Source organism: Variovorax sp. AB1(2024), assembly GCF_037482385.2.
Lineage (GTDB): Bacteria > Pseudomonadota > Gammaproteobacteria > Burkholderiales > Burkholderiaceae_C > Variovorax.
Genome location: NZ_JBBHKP020000001.1, coordinates 1,800,371 through 1,816,437, shown reverse-complemented (window position 1 = coordinate 1,816,437; position 16,067 = coordinate 1,800,371). Strand labels below are relative to the sequence as shown.

Sequence of the window (16,067 nt, the reverse complement as noted above, 5' to 3'; positions counted from 1 at the left end):
ATGCAGCCTCGCGGAAAAAAATTTTTCCGACGCGCCAACCCCACCCCATCCCGGCCCTCCGAGCGGCCGGCGCACGTTCAGCGTTCTTTCAGCATCGCTTCAGCTTGTGCCAAGCCTGGGTTTCTATCGTGCCCCGAGGGCTGCTGCGTGGTGCGGCAGCCGACTTCGATCAGGGACGACATGAACTCTCGGCATTTGCATTCCTCGCCTCCGGCTTCCAACCGTCCATGCGGGCTGCGGCGGGCCTGGCGGCTGGGCCTTTGCGCCAGCGCCACCGCGGCGTTGGCGGCATGCGGCGGCAGCAACAGCGGCGGCGACATTGGCATCGGCAACTGGCTCGGCGGCAGCGGCAGCAACAGCGGCAATGTCAGCAGCGCGGGCGGCGGGCCGGAAAGCATCGCCCCTGGCGATAGCTACAAGGCCGAGATCCGCCGCACCGCCCATGGCATTCCGCACATCGAGGCCAGCGACGAGAAGGGCATCGGCTACGGCGTGGGCTATTCGTACGCGCAGGACAACTTCTGCGTGCTCGCAGGGCATTTCGTCACCGTGCGGGGCGAACGGTCCCGCTACTTCGGCGAAGGGGCCTTGCCCGCATCGGGACAGGGCACCCTGCCCGCCAATGTGACCTCCGACCTGTTCTATCGCCATCACAACGACGAGGCCAAGGTGCGCGCGGCCTGGAACGCCTACAGCGAACCGGTCAAGGCGATGTTCAAGGGATTTGCCGCGGGCTTCAACCGCTACCTGCGAGAAACCGGGGCACAGGCATTGCCGTCGAGCTGCAAGGGCGCAACCTGGGTGCGTGCGGTGGAAGAAGCCGACCTCGTGCGGCTGATGCGCGACTACGCGGCGCTCAATGGACTGGCCGACACCGCGCCACTGCTGGCCCAGGCTTCGCCGCCGCAGCGCGGCGGCAATGCCGCACAAGGCGCGCCGCAGATTTCCGGGGCGAGCGCGCTCCAGGCACTGGTGCAAAAGCCCAGCACGGGCAGCAATGCCATGGCATTGGGCAGCGACGCCACCGCCAACGGGCGCGGCATGGTGCTGGGCAACCCGCACTTTCCCTGGGCCGGCGTGCTGCGCCTGTACCAGCTGCACCTGACCATTCCCGGCCGCATGGACGTGATGGGCGCGAGCCTGCCCGGCCTGCCGATCGTGGGCATCGGCTTCACACGCGACTTTGCCTGGACGCACACCACGAACACGGCGGCGCGCCTCACCTTCCACCAGTTGCGCCTGGACCCCGCGGACCCCACGCGCTACATGGTGGATGGGCAAAGCAGGCCCATGGAGCGCAAGGTGTTCAAGATCGACGTACGGGAGCCCGACGGGCGCATCGCGGCACGCGAACACGCCTACTACAACACCGACTTCGGCACCGTCATCGCCCATGGGCCGCTGCGCTGGGACAGCCAGCACGCCTACACCGTGCGAGATACCAACACGGACAACCACCGCCTGGCCGACCAGTGGCTGGCCATGAACCGGGCCCGCTCGCTCGACGAGATGAAAGACGCCGTGCTGCGCATCGTGGGCAACCCGTGGAACAACACCCTGGCGGCGGATGCCTCCGGGCGGACGCTGTTCATGAGCGCAACGCCCACGCCGAATGTCTCCGCGCAAATGCTGGCCGACTGCCAGGCCACCGGCTCCGACGCGTTGAAGGACCTCCCCGCCCCCGTGCTGCGAGGCGACACGACGCGCTGCCAATGGGCGAACGACCCTGCCGCGCCGCAGGCCGGCATTTTTGCAGGCAAGGCTCTGCCGCTGCTGGAGCGCCACGACTACGTCCACAACTCGAACGACAGCGCCTGGCTGACCAACCCCCAGGCTCCGCTCGAGGGCTTCTCTCCACTGGTGAGCATCGCGGGCTCCCGGCAAGGCTTGCGCACGCGTCAGGGCCTGTCGTGGCTGCAGACCGCCCTGCAGCCGCGCAACGGGCTGCCCACCCGACGCGTATCGCAGGACCAGGTCGAGGCCATGGTGCTGGACAACCGCGTGTACCTGGCGGAGCTGGTGCTCGACGACATGCTCTCGCTATGCCCAGGCGGCAGCAGGTCGCCCGAAGCCACTGCCGAGATGAGCCAGGCATGCGCGGCGCTCAAGTCATGGGACCGCACGGCAGGCCTGGATGTCGGCATCGGCTATGGGTACATGGAAGATTTCGCGCTGTCGTTCCTGCAGCAGGGCCCGGACGTCTGGCGCGTTGCATTCGATCCCTCCGACCCCGTGAACACGCCGCGCGGCCTGCGCGTGGAACAGCCCGAGGTAGCGGCCCAGGTGCGTGCGGCCATGGAGGCCGCGGTGCGCAACGTCGCAGCCAGGGGCTGGACTGCGGACCGGCGCTGGGGAGACGTCCAGGGCGCGACGCGGGGCGGGCGGCGCATCCCCGTTCCCGGCGGACATGAGGAACTGGGCGTGTACAACATGATGATGAGCGTCGATGCCACCGGAAGCGGCCTGCGCGAAGCCGTGCACGGGACCAGCTACCTGCAGTCGGTAGGGTTCACGGCGGAGGGGCCGCGCGCCAGGGCATTCCTCGCCTACTCCCAGTCGACCGACCCCGGCTCCCCCTGGTTCGCCGACCAGACCGAACGGTTTGCCCGCCGCGAATGGGTGGAACTGCCCTTCACGCGTGCGGAGATCGACGCGCAAAGAGATGTGACACTCAAAGTGATCGCCGAATGAGCCTGCGACCGTGGCAGGCCGGCTCGGGCGATCACGGCGGCGACGCAGTCCCATAGCGATAGAAGGAGGAGCAGTCTTGACTCGACGAGTATTCGCGGCAACCTTTTGCGCAGGCCTTCCCGGGGTGATCGCCGTCGCATGGCTCGCAGTGCCCGAGATCCTGGCGGGCAAGGTACTGCCGCTGCCGATGTGGGTCGTGAGCGTGGCCTCGGGCATGCAGAGCGCCATGCTGCTGGCACTGGCGGCATACGCCGGTGCCAGGCTGGCACCCGGGGTCGGTTTGCAGGCGCCGGCATTGGCGGCGCTGGCCGGGTCGAGGCCGGCGTGGAGCATGCTTCGCGCACAGTGGCTTCCAGGCATCGTTGGCGGGCTGCTTGGCGCCGCGCTCCTCTGGTCCATCACGCGCCTCGCGGCCGATGCCGCCGGAGCGCTGCAAGGCGTGACGCTGCCGCCCGTCGTGCGCTTTCTCTACGGCGGCATCACGGAAGAAGTCCTCGTGCGCTGGGGCCTGATGAGCGCGATGGCCTGGGCCCTGTGGCGCGCTGCAGCACGGCAAGGGCGCGCCACGCCACCCGCGTGGATCTTCTGGGTCGCCATCGCGGGCAGCGCACTGTTGTTCGGCGTGGGGCACCTGCCGGCCGCCTTTGCCTTGGCGGGCGCGCCGAGTGCCGGCCTCGTGGCCTACATCGTCGGGGCCAACGCCGCATTCGGCCTGGTGGCCGGATACCTCTTCTGGCGGCATGGCCTGGAGGCGGCAATGATTGCCCACCTGCTGACGCACGCCGTGCTCCTGGCCGTGCAGCCGTAGGGGACTGCGCGACAGGCCGCCACTTGCGAACCGACCTGGCCTGCAATGCTGCAGGCCTTCATTGGCAGACTCCGCGCCACTCCAAGCGTTGAAAACCAGGGCCCGCGTGAAGAATTTCTAGCCAGTTGACAGTGGGCAACAGTGTCAACGCGCGCTTCCTCCTACAACTCCCGCACACAAAAGGGAGGTTTCAGGATGATGCGCAGAGTTGTCTTGGTCGGTGATCGCTCTTCCCTTCTGCTACTACGAAGACAACGTGGTCAACTTTGACACTGGTGTAGTCATGGATGCCAACTCGCAGCTCGTGGTGCTGCTTCACGAAGTGACCCACTTCAACGACACCTTCGGATCGAATGACACCTGGAACGGGACAGCAAACTCAAGGCGGCGCGTGACCAGCGAAAACCACGCCGCCCTTCTTTCCAATGCCGACAGCATCGTGGCTTACACACTTGGAGTGCCATGAAAAGATATCGCCCAGCCATTTGGCGTATGACCGCAATCTTCTTGTCATTGGTTTCCACGCCCTCGGTTCACGCCTGCAGTCCGATGAAGGTCATTGGTGTGTACTTCGATCGCGACTCCGCGACCGTATCCGCAGCGCAGGTGTCGAGGCTTGCTAGCTGGATGGCCGACCTGCATGCGAGATATCCGAACCATGAATCTATCGACATCAGCGCTTCGGCAGAACCTGGCGAAAACTCTCCAAGCAACCTTGCAATGGCGCGGGCACGCAATGTTGCTCGTGTTCTCCGGGAAAACCTTCTGTTCGATGGAGCAAAGATCTATCTGCCGGAGCGAGGCCATGTACAAAAGTCTGCGTCCGCGTACCTCAAGGAGTTGGAGAAGAGCCAAGGCGTCAGGGCCGTGCAACTCGACTTTCTTCCTGCTTGTCCGCACGAATGTTCATGTCAGATAGGCGCCTTCGGAGAGCCGACAACACGACGCACGCGTTGAAAGGTCTTTTTCCCGTGCCCACCGAAGCCAAGCGGTTTGCACTTAGCTACCGAGAGAGGAAAAGTGCAGACCTCGTAGTCAACGACTTTGCGGCCATAAAGCTATGTCCGAACCTGAAGACCTCGAAACTGCCGGGCTGCAATCCCGATCGGCCCGACGGTTGGAGCGTTGATGCGAGTGCAGCCCGACCTGGCTTCACATCGAGCACGGCGCCGAGCCGAGGCTTGAAAATGAAAGGCTGCTGGCAAATTTTTCCGAGATGCCTTCTTGCATCTCTTGCTGTTCTGCTTGCGCCGACCACATGGGCTTGCAACCCCATCAGAACCATCGGCATCGTGTTTGAGAGGAACTCGGCGACCGTTCCGTCCAAGGAGGTTCTCAAGCTCGCCAATTGGACGGCCATGCTCCGATTGCAGTATCCGAATCGCGAGTCGCTTTTTCTTTCAACGCAAGCGGCATTCGGCGAGCACGACGCGAGCAATCTAGGGGTGAAGCGCGCCAGGAACGTCGCGAGAGTCCTCAGGGAAGACCTGCAATTCGACGTGCGCGAAGTCGACTTGCCCACCAAAGGGTATGTCGCCGCCATCCCGGCCCCAGAGGGAAGCGACTTGGTGAAGCGCGTAAATATCGATTTCCTTCCGGCCTGCCCACACGAATGCCCGTGTCAAAAGGGCGACCCGCTCTACCAGCCGCCGGTTCCACGGTGACGCGGATGGATTCGAGCACCCTCGAATTTGGTCGCAAGGTGCGGATGCTCGGCGCTCGCCCCGACGACCGTGCCGAGGCACGCAACCTCGGCCCCGGCACCAGGCACTGCGTGGCGCCGTAGTCGAGCGAACGACGGTCGCCGAGGTGCGCGGTCTTGCGGCCCTGCAGGACCACTACCCCCCCGGCGTGAGGCGCTGGGTTTTCTCGTAACGCGCCGGGCGCGAGAACCGGTAGCAGCGCAGCCTCGGGTACAGCGCATTGGTACGGCCGTCCGCAGGGGTTCGCGCCGCGACCATGTCGCGCAGACGGGCCCAGGCGGCGGTGGGAATGGCCTCGGGCTTGTTGTCGGCGACGGGCGTAACTGGCATCGGTTTTGTCGTGGAGAAAAGAGGAAAAGCGCGATGCGCAGCGTAGCCGGTGGGCGCGTGCCCGTTGTCAGGGCACGCGCCCGGTGCTACTGGGTGCTGCCGATGTTTTGTTGCAGCGCTTCACGCACTGCGCTGGTGGCGCTATTGACGGTATCGATACGGACCAGCAGCGCGTCGTTGAGCAAGCCGAGCAAGGCGCTCAGTTCGGTGCGGCTGGGAGTGAGCACCTCGCTGTCGTTCAGGGCGCTGGTGTCGACGAGCTTCTTGAGTGCGCTGTAGGCGCGCATCACGTCGTTGAGAGTGTCGGCGTCGTCGCAGGCTTGTAAGGCAAGGTCGTCGAGAACACATGACTCGGGATTTAGAGAAGCGGAAGGAATGCGAGGTTGCGCGCGGGTACGAGCGGATTCAGCCATGAAATGGACTCCAAGATTCGCAGGGGCTTCATCAGGCTTCCAAACCCGGTCGCGCCACCTAGCGCGACGGGCGCAGTATATCGATGAGATCGTTGCCCTAAAGCTCAACGATGTTCCGCGAATAATAAATGGAAATTTTCTTCAGAGTTCCTACTTTGCCTCGCGCCATTATTCCAACTCCGAGTTTGTAAAGGGCACCAAATAATCCAGGAGGGCTGATGGACCTCGATTCGCGTACTTATCCCAATGCATTTCCGGGCGAAGATATTGCAGGCCAGCGAAGTAAAACCCAGAAGGATCGACAGAGGGGTCAACTGACTCTTGGCCGGGGTATGCCTCTCGGAACGCACAGTAGTAGGCAACTCGAGGTTCGATGTTCATGAACCTCATGGGCAATGCAAGTGACGTGATATGTGCGAAATGCTCGTCGTACAAAATTCCGAGGGCAGTGAGCCCGATTCGGGAGTAGGTATCGCCCCGTAAAACTATCCGATCAATCGTAGGAGCCGTAACCACTCCGCCTATACGTCGCACCATCTCGAGCAGCTGCGCAAACACCACATTGCCTTCGAGACTTCCCCGCAAACGCTCTCCAAGCCTGACAGCTTGGTCAATCAGAGCGTTCAGACCAGCTTGCCCCAGCCCGCCCGAACTGCCGGCGACTGCATCTGCGAGCAACCGCATCGTCGAAAAATCGTTTATTGCTGCTGCGGCTCGCATTGTTCCCATCAAACTCAACGCAAGCTGTGCCTTCCCCTCCCATCGGGCAATCGCCTTAAGGTCGCCCGATAGACCTGCATGCACTGTCTGGCGCTGTGGCACCCAAATTGCCCAAGACTGCTGGCCTTCCATCAGCGAGTTGTCAGAGGCTCGCTGTTGTAGAAGCCAATCCTGAAGCCAAAGATACCAAGCTTGGCGAGTCTCAAGATCAACTCGTATGAATATCACCGGAATTCGGCACACGTCTGCGTACTCGAAGTACCGCCGTTCGATGATGAACTTCACACCTGCATCACTGCATTCCACCCTCTCCGACGTCTTGATCTGCACCTTCAAGATATCTCCACGCAGTCCGTTTTCCGTGAGCTCAAACTCCGCGTCAATCCCGAAATCCTCTCCCAGGTCTCGCGACAACCAGTGGGGATGTTCCTCCACATGCGCGAAGAGCCATTTATGCCCCTGCGCGCCGATTTTTTGAGCCTTGGTTCTGGTATTCACTTCTTTGAGAGGAGTCGGATTCTTGTATCGGGGTTCTCAGACTGACAGCGAAGGCAAACGGCTCAATCGCAAAGTGCTCGCGCAGTACACGTCTACAACACCTGCTTAAGCGCCTCATCGAACTCATCTGTCGAAGGGGAATTCAGCTCGATCAACCGGATTCGAAGCGAACTCGCAACAGACTCAGCATGTTCAGCCTCGGCCCTAGCGAAGGAGGTCATCTCGGCCTCATCCCAGCTGCTATCCCCTCTGGCCACAAGTCGCTCCAAGACAACGGGAGTCGCGCACGCTAGCAAGATGATGGAGGTGCAGCCGAGATCGCGAAAGACCGAATCAGGCAGTCGCTGGTGTTGACCGACTTCTTTTCTCAGAACGAGGTGACCGTCCAGCACTAATGCATGTTTATCAGCCTTGATTCGAGCCACCGCAGCGACCAGCGCTGCCTGATTGGCCGCGACTTCATCGACCCGCTTGCTGGAATTCCAAGAGGTGTGCCCTCGCTCCTCTCTAATCAATTGACTAGCAGTCGCGTACTTCAGGCCGAGTCGAAAAGTGGCCTGTTTTGCTAAGTACGTCTTGCCGACACCGTGGACACCCGCGATAAAAATCGTCATGCTGGGCCTTTATCAGTTGCAGTCTTTTTCTCGATTTTCTCGAGCTCGGTCGATGTGAGATATCGGAAAGATTGCGGCGGTGTAAATTCCTTGAACAGTGATCTGGGGTCGAGAGGTCTGTTCAGCTTTCGTAGCGCACCCAACAGAATCGCACATCCCTGCTTTTTCCCCTCAAAATAGTCGAAGAGTTCACGCCGAGTCAACGCCCCTCCTCTCTCTATACAGTAGCTCCATAGCGCAGTGGATGATCCCTTAATCACTTCTTCAACTTCGACAAGAGCAACAATTCGCTGTACTGGAGAACTCGCATAAATAGCGATGAGTTTTACCTCCTCCGCGGCCCATGCTCGCCGAAACTCAACGCGCTTCTTGCCGGACAGAATGAGATCTGAATATTTTGGTTTGATCGACAACAAGATGGCCCTACCGACCTGCGGCGGCGAGCACTCGAGAAAAAGCGACATCGGAGACTTTACGAATGGATTGAATCGGGCCAGTGACTACGCGCTCATGGATGAGACGGTCATAGGAAACAGAATGCGGTAGGTGCTCCACCAGCCGGAAGAGGATTACTTTGGTTTTTCGATTTGCCATTGCCTCGATCTCGTCGAGCGCGTAGACAGTACGACGGCTAACCAAGCTAGCGATTTTCGCCGCGTCACTCAAGATTTCGAACCGATCTACCACTCCGATGGATGTCACAGCTTTCTCGTCTTCCGTGCGATAGAAAAGTACAACATCCCCTGGATGGATCGCGTTAGTTTGCGCATGGCAAAGGTAAGCCAGCTTGATCGCATTGCCTACGTTGCCTATGACGCCAAAGAGCCGCTGCTGCTGAGACTTGTAGTCTGGAAAAAGGGTTTCGTGAAATGGTGGTTGGATCGGAATCAGGAACTTCTGAACCGAGCCATCTTTTCGGAAATGAGGAAAGAAGCGGCGCGTGTAATCGAGTGGTGGCAGTGTGTCCCAAGTAGGAGCAACTTGGGGATGTGGTTTAACCAGCACGAGATCGCCAGCATACTGTCCACGCTCTGCAAAACCAAAGTCTTGTAGCAGGCGAATCAGGTAGTCGTGCCGCTCCGGATCAGCATGGATAAATACATGCTCACAGGCATTCTCCGTGGCGAAACGGAACGCCGCCTTGAGAAAAAGCTCACCGATTTTTCGACCTCTGACAGCCTCCCCTACCTTGAAGGTACAGAGCTTCAACGCGTGGCCAGCCAGTTGCTCACCGGCTTCATTGATCCGCTCATCGGTTTGCGAGGCGTAAACACATATCGCAGCCAGGGTTTCACTTTCGTCTCGATAGACCCAAGCCATGCGATTCTCTCGTGCTTTGCGGCGAAACCAATCATCAAATCCGTCGTAGCCTTCTCGCAGACTATCGAAGAACGTGGATGCCAACAGTGGCGTCAGACTGTGGAGAGGCACATCTTGGATGTTCGGCAGAGAGACTTGGCGGGGTTCATGCAAGCGCCGAAGCCAGTCCTCCGCTGTCTGGATCGTGTAGACACGATCACTAAGGCCACGAACTCTGGCCTTGGCATGGATGCGTCGATCCTCCGTGACAAGTGCATGCACAGCATCGCACTCAAGCGCGTACAGAATTTCGTTATCGCATGCGTCGTTTGCGTTTGTGGTGGGTGTATTCCAAGGACAGGAAGCCACACACTCCAACGCTGGGTACTGCTTGATGCGCTGCAGACTGCGCTCACGGCGACGTTCGTCGACATCACGTTCGAGATCGGTGATTGTTGCGGGGTGGTAGAGCAACGGATGCCCCCCCACACTCGCCAAGCGAACGAAGTTCGCGAGGTTCTGTTCTAAAACTTGAAACGAGTCCTGCAGCGGTATCAACACGTTCGTGTCGAGCAAGAAGCGCAATCGTTGGGTCAAGAAGCCCTCCTGCGCAAAGGTTTTGGCTCGTGCGCGAACAGCAAATCGGGCTCGAAGGAGAGAAACCCACATAGTCCGAACGTGCGGCAGGCCATTCGCGATCCTGCGTCCAGTGACGGCGGCATCACTGGGCATAGCGCTGCACTATTGCATCGTCGCCCCGAACGAAAGGTGGGGTGGCGGGATGATTCCAACTGGATCTCCTCCTAGACTTTGTGTCCGGATGTTAGACCAGATTGTTTCAGCATCCTCAAACGGTCTCTCTCGCGCAACCCGTGCCGCCCCAAGCCTTCCTCCCATCTCTCACGACTATGCGAGCACTGGATAAGACGACTCTCCACGCTGGCAGGAGGTCCAATTCGGCAACCATCGGAGGCAAAAATCATCTTTGACTAGGAAGCAACTATCTTCTGCCCCAACCCCCATTTATCCGCAAAGGTAACCGCAAGACACTCCTCCCCATCCAAGAAGGAGTGCCCTCATGCCAATCGCCCTACTGGCGCTAACCCTCAGCGCCTTCGCCATCGGAACGACCGAGTTCGTCATCGTTGGCCTCATCCCCACAGTTGCAACCGACCTCCACATCGGCCTCCCCTCCGCCGGCCTGCTGGTCAGCCTCTATGCACTGGGCGTCGCCATCGGCGCGCCGGTGCTCACGGCCCTCACGGGCAAGCTGCCGCGCAAGGCGCTGCTGCTCGGGCTGATGGCGCTGTTCACGGTCGGCAATCTGCTGGCGTGGAAGGCGCCGAGCTATGAATCGCTGATTGCCGCCCGCGTGCTCACGGGGCTGGCGCACGGGGTTTTCTTCTCCATCGGCTCGACGATTGCCACCGGCCTGGTGCCGAAGGAAAAGGCGGCGAGCGCCATCGCGATCATGTTCACGGGCCTCACGGTGGCGCTGGTCACTGGCGTGCCGCTGGGCACGTTCATCGGGCAGCACTTCGGCTGGCGCGAGACTTTTCTGGCCGTGTCCGCGCTGGGCGTTGTCGCCTTCGTCGGCAGCTGGGTCTTCGTGCCCTCCAACATCCGCCACACGCCGCCGGCCTCGCTGGCGCAGCAGGCCAAGGTGCTGGCAGAGCCGCGCCTGTTGCTGGTGTACGCGAAGACGGCCATCGGCTATGGCGGCTCGTTCATTCCGTTCACGTTCCTGGCGCCCATCCTCACTGACGTGTCGGGCTTCAGCGCGGGCGCCGTGGGCTGGGTGATGCTGGTGTACGGTGTGTCGGTGGCGGTCGGCAACATCTGGGGCGGCAAGCTGGCCGACCGCATGGGCCCCATTCCGGCGCTGAAGGTCATCTTCGCGCTGCTGGCGGCCGTGCTGCTGGTGTTCAACTTCGCGGCGCCGCACAAGTGGCTGGCGCTACTGGCGGTGCTGATGTGGGGCGCGGTGGCGTTCGGCAATGTGCCGGGGCTGCAGGTGTATGTGGTGAAGCAGGCCGAGCGCTTCACGCCGCAGGCGGTGGACGTGGCCTCGGGCCTGAACATCGCGGCCTTCAACCTGGGCATTGCCGGCGCGGCCTGGGCCGGTGGGCTGATCGTGACGCACCTGGGGCTGATGCACACGCCGTGGATTGGCGCACTTGTTGTGCTCGTGTCGCTGGCCCTCACGCAATGGAGCGGCGTGCTCGACCGCCGTGCCGGCATTCCGGTTCGCGCTTCGGGGCCGGTGCCGGCCGGCCACTGAACTTCTTTTTTTTCTTCTTCTCTTTTTTCAACGCACAAGGACAACACATGAATACGAACAACAGCAACCCCATTCCCGCCTTCGGCCTCGGCACCTTCCGCCTGAAGGGCCAGGTGGTGATCGACTCTGTGAAGAACGGCCTCGACGTGGGCTACCGCACCATCGACACGGCGCAGATCTACGGCAATGAAGCCGAGGTGGGCCAGGCCATTGCCGAAAGCGGCGTGGCGCGCAAAGACCTGTTCATCACCACCAAGATCTGGACCGACAACTACGCCAAAGACAAGCTGGTGCCCAGCCTGAAAGACAGCCTCGCCAAGCTGCGCACGGACCACGTCGACCTGACGCTGATCCACTGGCCCTCGCCCGGCAATGCGGTGCCGGTGGCCGAATTCATGGGCGCGCTGGCAGATGCCAAGGCGCAGGGGCTCACCAGGCACATCGGCGTGTCCAACTTCAACATCGCGCTCATGAAGGAAGCCATCGCTACCGTGGGCGCGCAGAACATCGCCACCAACCAGATCGAGCTGCACCCGTACCTGCAGAACCGCAAGGTGGCGGAGTTCGCGAAGAGCCAGGGCATCCACATCACCTCTTACATGACGCTGGCCTACGGCAAGGTGCTGAACGATCCGGTGATCGATGCGATTGCCAAGGCGCACGGCGCGACCACCGCGCAGGTCACGCTGGCATGGGCGATGCAGCTGGGCTACGCGGTGATTCCGTCGTCCACCAAGCGCGCGAACCTCGAAGGCAACCTGCGCGCGCAGCAGCTCAAGCTGACGGACGCGGAGATGGCGCAGATTGCCGCGCTCGACCGTGGCGAACGCCTGACCGACCCGGCCGGCCTGTCGCCGGCCTGGGACTGATCGCCAAAGCTCATCGGCACACCGACTCTTCCGGCGTCTCCACCGCGTTCACTACGAAGAAGCGGTTCATTCCGTCCATGGTGTCGAAGAAGCCACGCTTCGAGCGGCGCAGCGGCGTGCCGTCGAGCAGCCTGTAGCTCACCGCGCCCTTGATGGTCGGATAGCGCTTGGAGATGCTCACGCGCACCAGGCACTCCGTGCTCTCGATGACCGTGTGCGAACGCTCGCGCGCATCCACGACCTCGAAGCGGCCGGTCTCCTGCAGGACGGACTCGTAGGTTGCCATGACGCGGTTTTTCAGCGCAATCGCGGCGCTGGATGCCGAACAAGACGCAAATCGTGGGTAGGACGGTTCCTGCACCAAGCCGTTGCGGCGCGCCGCGCTAGTGGCCGGGAAGGCGCTCCGACTCCAGCACGAGGGCGCTGGCCTGCTCGGCGGCGCTGGCGGCCAGGCAATCGGCTCTCAGCGCAGCGGCGACTTTCTCGGGCGCCTCCTGCAGCTCGGCAATGTCGCGCTCGCCGACGCAGTAGCCGTCGAGCCGCACGTAGATGCGATGGAAGTTGCCGCCCAGCGCCCGCGCCACGTCGAGCAGGGAATCGGCAAGCGTCGGGAAGCCGCCGTTGCTGTATGAGCTGGGCGGTATCACGCCCTTGTAGCGGGGAGCACGAACCGAATAGGCATAGAAAGCGCCCTCCTTGCGGAGTTCAACCACGGGCTGGAGGCTGCGCGGAGCTTCCTTCTTTGCTTGCATGGCCGCAGTGTAGTGCGATGCATCGGCCCGCTACAGAGACCGGAGGTTCGCATGGACCGGGGCATGCCGAATACGTTTGCTCTACCTTGCCCGTCGCGTCGCAGCCCACTCCGCAAGGATGCGAACGGCCTCGCCATCGAGCTTCTGCTCGGCGGGCAGGCGGCGTTCGTCGAGCGGCGCACCGGCCTCGGCGCGCAGCGCCTCCACGTCGATGGGGTGCCGCGCCTCGACCGTCACGCCCTCGAAGGCCTGGCCGGACTGCGCCAGCGACGCCGCGTAATACAGCCTCGCGATGCCCGCGATGTGCATGGCCGCCGCGCACATGGCGCAGGGCTCGCACGATGTGTAGAGCTCGCAGCCCGACAGGTCGACGGTGCCCAGCCTGCGGCAGGCGTCGCGAATGGCTTCCACCTCGCCGTGGGAGGTCGGGTCCGAGTGCGCGACGGAATGATTGAAGCCTTCGCCGACGATCGCGCCGTCTTTCACGACGACGGCGCCGAAGGGCTCGGTTCCGGGCTGCGTCAATGCCTGCGCCGACAGGGCCAGTGCCCGTTGCATGAATTCTTGTTGGTACATGGTGGTGCTCAGGTCTTTCCGGTCGTGGCGCTGTCGAGTGCGGCAATTGGATGGGCAGCGCCGTGGCGCGGCTGCGGCTGCGGGCCGAACAGCCCGGCCGTGGCAGCGGCATAGCGGCGCGGATCGAAGCGCAGCACCAGCGGCAGCAGCACCACGACCACGGCGGCCAGGTAGGCCCACGCCATCGTGAAGCCGCCGGTGTGCTCGCGCACCCAGCCGGTAACGAAGGGCGCGAGCGCCGCGATCATGAAGCCCACGCCCTGCATGAAGGCAGCGAGCGCGCCGGCCTGCGCGGGGTCGGGCAGGTGGTCGAGCGCCAGCACCATGCACAGTGAGAAGGCACCGCCCAGGCCGAAGCCCAGCACCACCGCGATGGCGACGGCCGGCACGGGCGCATCGAAGGTCAGCGCGCAAAAGCCCGCCAGCTGCGCCGCGAGCGTGAGCGCCAGCCAGGGCCGCAGATCGCGCCCCCGGCTGCGCGCGATGGCGGGCATGGCAAGCGCGGCAATCACCTGTGCGGCCGTCATCAGCGCGAGGACCGAGCCGCCCTGCTGGGCGGTCCAGCCCTGCTGTGCGTAGAAGTGCGGCAACCATGCGACGAGGCTGGTGTAGCCGCCGTTGATGAGGCCGAAGCACGCAGCAAGAAGCCACGCGCGGCGGCTTGCGAAGCAGCGCAGCCACGAGAGGTTCTGGCGCGGCGCATCGGCAACGGTGAATTCCATGCGACGCATGTTCAGCCAATACAACAGCGCGAAGGTCGCGAGCAGGGCCCATATGGCAAGGCCCGCGTGCCAGTCGGGCCGCGCGCCGCCGACTGCATGCGCCACCCACGGGCTGGCGATGGCGCCGAGCCCGCCGCCGCCCATGATGGCGGCGGAGTACAGCCCGGTCATCACGCCGATGCGCGCCGGGTAGGCCTGCTTCACCACGCCAGGCATCAGCGCCTGCACCAGCCCGACGCCCGCACCCGCGAGCGCCGCACTCCACAGCAGCGCAGCCGCGCCGCCCGCCACATAGCGGCTCGCGCAAGCCAACGCGATGGCTCCGAGCCCGAGCGCGACGCCGCCGCGCGCGCCGATGCGCTGGCCGACCGCCGCGCCGCACAGCGACGTGGCCCCCATCGCGAACATCGGCAGCACGGTGAGCAGCGCCACCGCATGAAAGCCGATGCCGGTGGCAAGGCGGATGGGCTCGAGCAGCGGGCTGCTCGACGTGAGAAAGGCGCGCAGGTTGAGCGCCACCAGCACGATCACAACCGCAAAGGCGACGCCTGCGTCACGACTTCGCGCTGCCCTCACAAGGCAGCCAGGTCGGCCTGCAGCACGCCGTTGCGCGCCACGATGCGCCCGCCCGCCACCACCAGCTTGCGCACGGGCCGCGAGACCACGGCATGAGCGACGGTCTGCGCATCGACCAGCACCAGGTCGGCGCGGTTGCCGGGCACCAGGCCATAGGCCTCGAAGCCGCAGCCGCGCGCGCCGGCGTGCGTGACGGTGTCGAGCGCCACTTCGATCTCGTCGTCGCGGCGCAGGTTGTAGCGCAGGCCGATGATCATGGCGCGCTCCAGCATGTCGGGGTTGCCGTAGGGCGACCAGGTGTCGCGGATGCCGTCGTTGCCGCCGACCACCGTCACGCCGGCCTGACGGCAGGCCATGAGCGGCGGCACGGTGCGCGAGGGCGGCGCGCTGGTGACCAGCACCACGCCCAGCCTGGCCATGCGTGCGAGCAGCGCGTCGCGCTCGCGTTCGCTCACATCGCCGAGGCAGAAGCCGTGGCTGATGGCCACCTTGCCCTGCATGCCCAGCGCCTCGGTGCGCTGCAGGATAAGGTCGAGCGAGAAGGCGCCCATGGCGCCGGGTTCGTGCAGGTGGATGTCGACAGGGCGCTGGTGCCTGTGGGCAATGCCGAACAGCACGTCGAGCGACTTCACCGGGTCGCCGTCGATGGCGCAGGGGTCGAGGCCGCCGAGCACGTCGGCGCCCATCGCCAATGACTGGTCGAGCAGTTCGGCCGTGCCCGCCCGGCCCAGCAGGCCCGACTGCGGGAAGGCGACGACCTGGATCTGCTGGACGTCGCGCAGCGCCTCGCGCGTGCGCAGGGTGCCTTCGAGGTGGCGCAGGCCGGCCTGCGTGTCGACGTCGACGTGCGTGCGCAGCCGCGTGGTGCCGAGCGCGAGAAAGGCCTTGGCCAGCACCAGCGACTGCGCGGCGGCGTCGTGCCCGCTCGCGTGGCGGAAGGCGCGCTCGTTCTCGATCTTGTCGGTGAGGTTGGTGCCGACCTCGTTGCGGTACCAGTCCATGCCCCACATGGTCTTGTCGAGGTGGGTGTGGCCTTCGACGAGGCCGGGCAGCAGCAAGGCGCCGCCGCCCTCTTCGACGGCAATGCCGGCGGGCGCGGCCAGCGCGGGCCCGGCACCGGCAATGCGCCCTTCCTGCACCAGCACGTCGACCGGGGAAGCGCCCATGGGGCGCACATTGCGAATCAGCAGCGAAGACATGGCGACGGGTTCCTTG

General features: G+C 63.5%; 18 protein-coding genes. 7 read left to right on the top strand and 11 right to left on the bottom strand.

The features are described from left to right. Positions 1–180 precede the first annotated feature (180 nt). The 5 genes from WIX39_RS08520 (at position 181) to WIX39_RS08500 (ending at position 5,163) form a co-directional block, all read left to right on the top strand. Positions 181–2,691 (top strand): penicillin acylase family protein, encoded by a 2,511-nt coding sequence (locus WIX39_RS08520; protein WP_409194894.1) that lies wholly within the window; start codon positions 181–183, stop codon positions 2,689–2,691. Between the two features lie 124 nt (positions 2,692–2,815). Beyond that, positions 2,816–3,499, top strand: coding sequence for a CPBP family glutamic-type intramembrane protease (locus tag WIX39_RS08515; protein ID WP_409194893.1), 684 nt, complete (start codon positions 2,816–2,818; stop codon positions 3,497–3,499). 283 nt (positions 3,500–3,782) lie between these two features. Further along, positions 3,783–3,965: a hypothetical protein gene (locus WIX39_RS08510; RefSeq protein WP_409194892.1), complete on the top strand. Its 183-nt coding sequence runs from the start codon at positions 3,783–3,785 to the stop codon at positions 3,963–3,965. Positions 3,966–3,991: 26 nt separating this feature from the next. After that, the gene (locus tag WIX39_RS08505) at positions 3,992–4,456 is read left to right on the top strand and encodes a hypothetical protein (RefSeq protein WP_159053663.1); all 465 of its coding nucleotides are present in this window, start codon (positions 3,992–3,994) and stop codon (positions 4,454–4,456) included. A gap of 14 nt (positions 4,457–4,470) precedes the next feature. Continuing rightward, the gene (locus tag WIX39_RS08500) at positions 4,471–5,163 is read left to right on the top strand and encodes a hypothetical protein (RefSeq protein WP_409194891.1); all 693 of its coding nucleotides are present in this window, start codon (positions 4,471–4,473) and stop codon (positions 5,161–5,163) included. 174 nt (positions 5,164–5,337) lie between these two features. Here WIX39_RS08500 and WIX39_RS08495 read toward each other — a convergent pair whose 3' ends face one another. The 6 genes from WIX39_RS08495 to WIX39_RS08470 all read right to left on the bottom strand — a co-directional run bounded on the left by WIX39_RS08495 (position 5,338) and on the right by WIX39_RS08470 (position 9,673). Beyond that, positions 5,338–5,532 (bottom strand): hypothetical protein, encoded by a 195-nt coding sequence (locus WIX39_RS08495; protein WP_409194890.1) that lies wholly within the window; start codon positions 5,530–5,532, stop codon positions 5,338–5,340. An 86-nt stretch (positions 5,533–5,618) separates the two neighbouring features. Further along, entirely contained in the window at positions 5,619–5,945 is a 327-nt protein-coding gene (locus tag WIX39_RS08490; RefSeq protein WP_234382104.1) for a hypothetical protein, read from the bottom strand. Positions 5,946–6,113: 168 nt separating this feature from the next. Continuing rightward, positions 6,114–7,163, bottom strand: a complete 1,050-nt coding sequence (locus tag WIX39_RS08485) for a DUF4365 domain-containing protein (protein ID WP_409194889.1) — start codon at positions 7,161–7,163, stop codon at positions 6,114–6,116. 92 nt (positions 7,164–7,255) lie between these two features. Next, on the bottom strand, positions 7,256–7,777 hold the full coding sequence (locus WIX39_RS08480; protein ID WP_409194888.1) for an ATP-binding protein: 522 nt from the start codon (positions 7,775–7,777) through the stop codon (positions 7,256–7,258). Continuing rightward, the gene (locus WIX39_RS08475; RefSeq protein WP_409194887.1) at positions 7,774–8,190 is read right to left on the bottom strand and encodes an ASCH domain-containing protein; all 417 of its coding nucleotides are present in this window, start codon (positions 8,188–8,190) and stop codon (positions 7,774–7,776) included. Before WIX39_RS08475 ends, WIX39_RS08480 begins: the two co-directional genes overlap by 4 nt. Before the next feature lie 10 nt (positions 8,191–8,200). Further along, positions 8,201–9,673 carry a GNAT family N-acetyltransferase gene (locus WIX39_RS08470; RefSeq protein WP_409194886.1) on the bottom strand — a complete coding sequence of 491 codons (1,473 nt, stop codon included), beginning with the start codon at positions 9,671–9,673 and terminating at the stop codon, positions 8,201–8,203. Positions 9,674–10,154: 481 nt separating this feature from the next. Here WIX39_RS08470 and WIX39_RS08465 point away from each other — a divergent pair, with 481 nt between their 5' ends. Then, on the top strand, positions 10,155–11,357 hold the full coding sequence (locus tag WIX39_RS08465) for an MFS transporter (RefSeq protein ID WP_409194885.1): 1,203 nt from the start codon (positions 10,155–10,157) through the stop codon (positions 11,355–11,357). Positions 11,358–11,404: 47 nt separating this feature from the next. Beyond that, positions 11,405–12,226, top strand: a complete 822-nt coding sequence (dkgB, locus tag WIX39_RS08460; RefSeq protein WP_409194884.1) for a 2,5-didehydrogluconate reductase DkgB — start codon at positions 11,405–11,407, stop codon at positions 12,224–12,226. 10 nt (positions 12,227–12,236) lie between these two features. Here dkgB and WIX39_RS08455 read toward each other — a convergent pair whose 3' ends face one another. The 5 genes from WIX39_RS08455 to WIX39_RS08435 all read right to left on the bottom strand — a co-directional run bounded on the left by WIX39_RS08455 (position 12,237) and on the right by WIX39_RS08435 (position 16,051). Further along, the gene (locus WIX39_RS08455; RefSeq protein WP_409194883.1) at positions 12,237–12,512 is read right to left on the bottom strand and encodes a hypothetical protein; all 276 of its coding nucleotides are present in this window, start codon (positions 12,510–12,512) and stop codon (positions 12,237–12,239) included. Positions 12,513–12,609: 97 nt separating this feature from the next. Next, positions 12,610–12,978 carry a hypothetical protein gene (locus tag WIX39_RS08450; protein ID WP_106935730.1) on the bottom strand — a complete coding sequence of 123 codons (369 nt, stop codon included), beginning with the start codon at positions 12,976–12,978 and terminating at the stop codon, positions 12,610–12,612. 81 nt (positions 12,979–13,059) lie between these two features. Beyond that, positions 13,060–13,554 (bottom strand): nucleoside deaminase, encoded by a 495-nt coding sequence (locus WIX39_RS08445; RefSeq protein ID WP_285413607.1) that lies wholly within the window; start codon positions 13,552–13,554, stop codon positions 13,060–13,062. A gap of 8 nt (positions 13,555–13,562) precedes the next feature. After that, positions 13,563–14,807, bottom strand: coding sequence for a cyanate transporter (locus tag WIX39_RS08440; protein ID WP_409194882.1), 1,245 nt, complete (start codon positions 14,805–14,807; stop codon positions 13,563–13,565). Positions 14,808–14,848: 41 nt separating this feature from the next. Further along, on the bottom strand, positions 14,849–16,051 hold the full coding sequence (locus WIX39_RS08435; protein ID WP_409194881.1) for an amidohydrolase family protein: 1,203 nt from the start codon (positions 16,049–16,051) through the stop codon (positions 14,849–14,851). Positions 16,052–16,067 lie beyond the last annotated feature (16 nt).

Excerpts from the sequence above, each read along its gene's own strand:
- WIX39_RS08480 (WP_409194888.1), bottom strand. The coding sequence starts at position 7,777 with ATGACGATTTTTATCGCGGGTGTCCACGGTGTCGGCAAGACGTACTTA.
- WIX39_RS08495 (WP_409194890.1), bottom strand. The coding sequence starts at position 5,532 with ATGCCAGTTACGCCCGTCGCCGACAACAAGCCCGAGGCCATTCCCACC.
- WIX39_RS08435 (WP_409194881.1), bottom strand. The coding sequence starts at position 16,051 with ATGTCTTCGCTGCTGATTCGCAATGTGCGCCCCATGGGCGCTTCCCCG.
- WIX39_RS08520 (WP_409194894.1), top strand. The coding sequence starts at position 181 with ATGAACTCTCGGCATTTGCATTCCTCGCCTCCGGCTTCCAACCGTCCA.
- WIX39_RS08445 (WP_285413607.1), bottom strand. The coding sequence starts at position 13,554 with ATGTACCAACAAGAATTCATGCAACGGGCACTGGCCCTGTCGGCGCAG.
- WIX39_RS08505 (WP_159053663.1), top strand. The coding sequence starts at position 3,992 with ATGACCGCAATCTTCTTGTCATTGGTTTCCACGCCCTCGGTTCACGCC.
- dkgB (WP_409194884.1), top strand. The coding sequence starts at position 11,405 with ATGAATACGAACAACAGCAACCCCATTCCCGCCTTCGGCCTCGGCACC.
- WIX39_RS08450 (WP_106935730.1), bottom strand. The coding sequence starts at position 12,978 with ATGCAAGCAAAGAAGGAAGCTCCGCGCAGCCTCCAGCCCGTGGTTGAA.
- WIX39_RS08455 (WP_409194883.1), bottom strand. The coding sequence starts at position 12,512 with ATGGCAACCTACGAGTCCGTCCTGCAGGAGACCGGCCGCTTCGAGGTC.
- WIX39_RS08465 (WP_409194885.1), top strand. The coding sequence starts at position 10,155 with ATGCCAATCGCCCTACTGGCGCTAACCCTCAGCGCCTTCGCCATCGGA.
- WIX39_RS08490 (WP_234382104.1), bottom strand. The coding sequence starts at position 5,945 with ATGGCTGAATCCGCTCGTACCCGCGCGCAACCTCGCATTCCTTCCGCT.
- WIX39_RS08510 (WP_409194892.1), top strand. The coding sequence starts at position 3,783 with ATGGATGCCAACTCGCAGCTCGTGGTGCTGCTTCACGAAGTGACCCAC.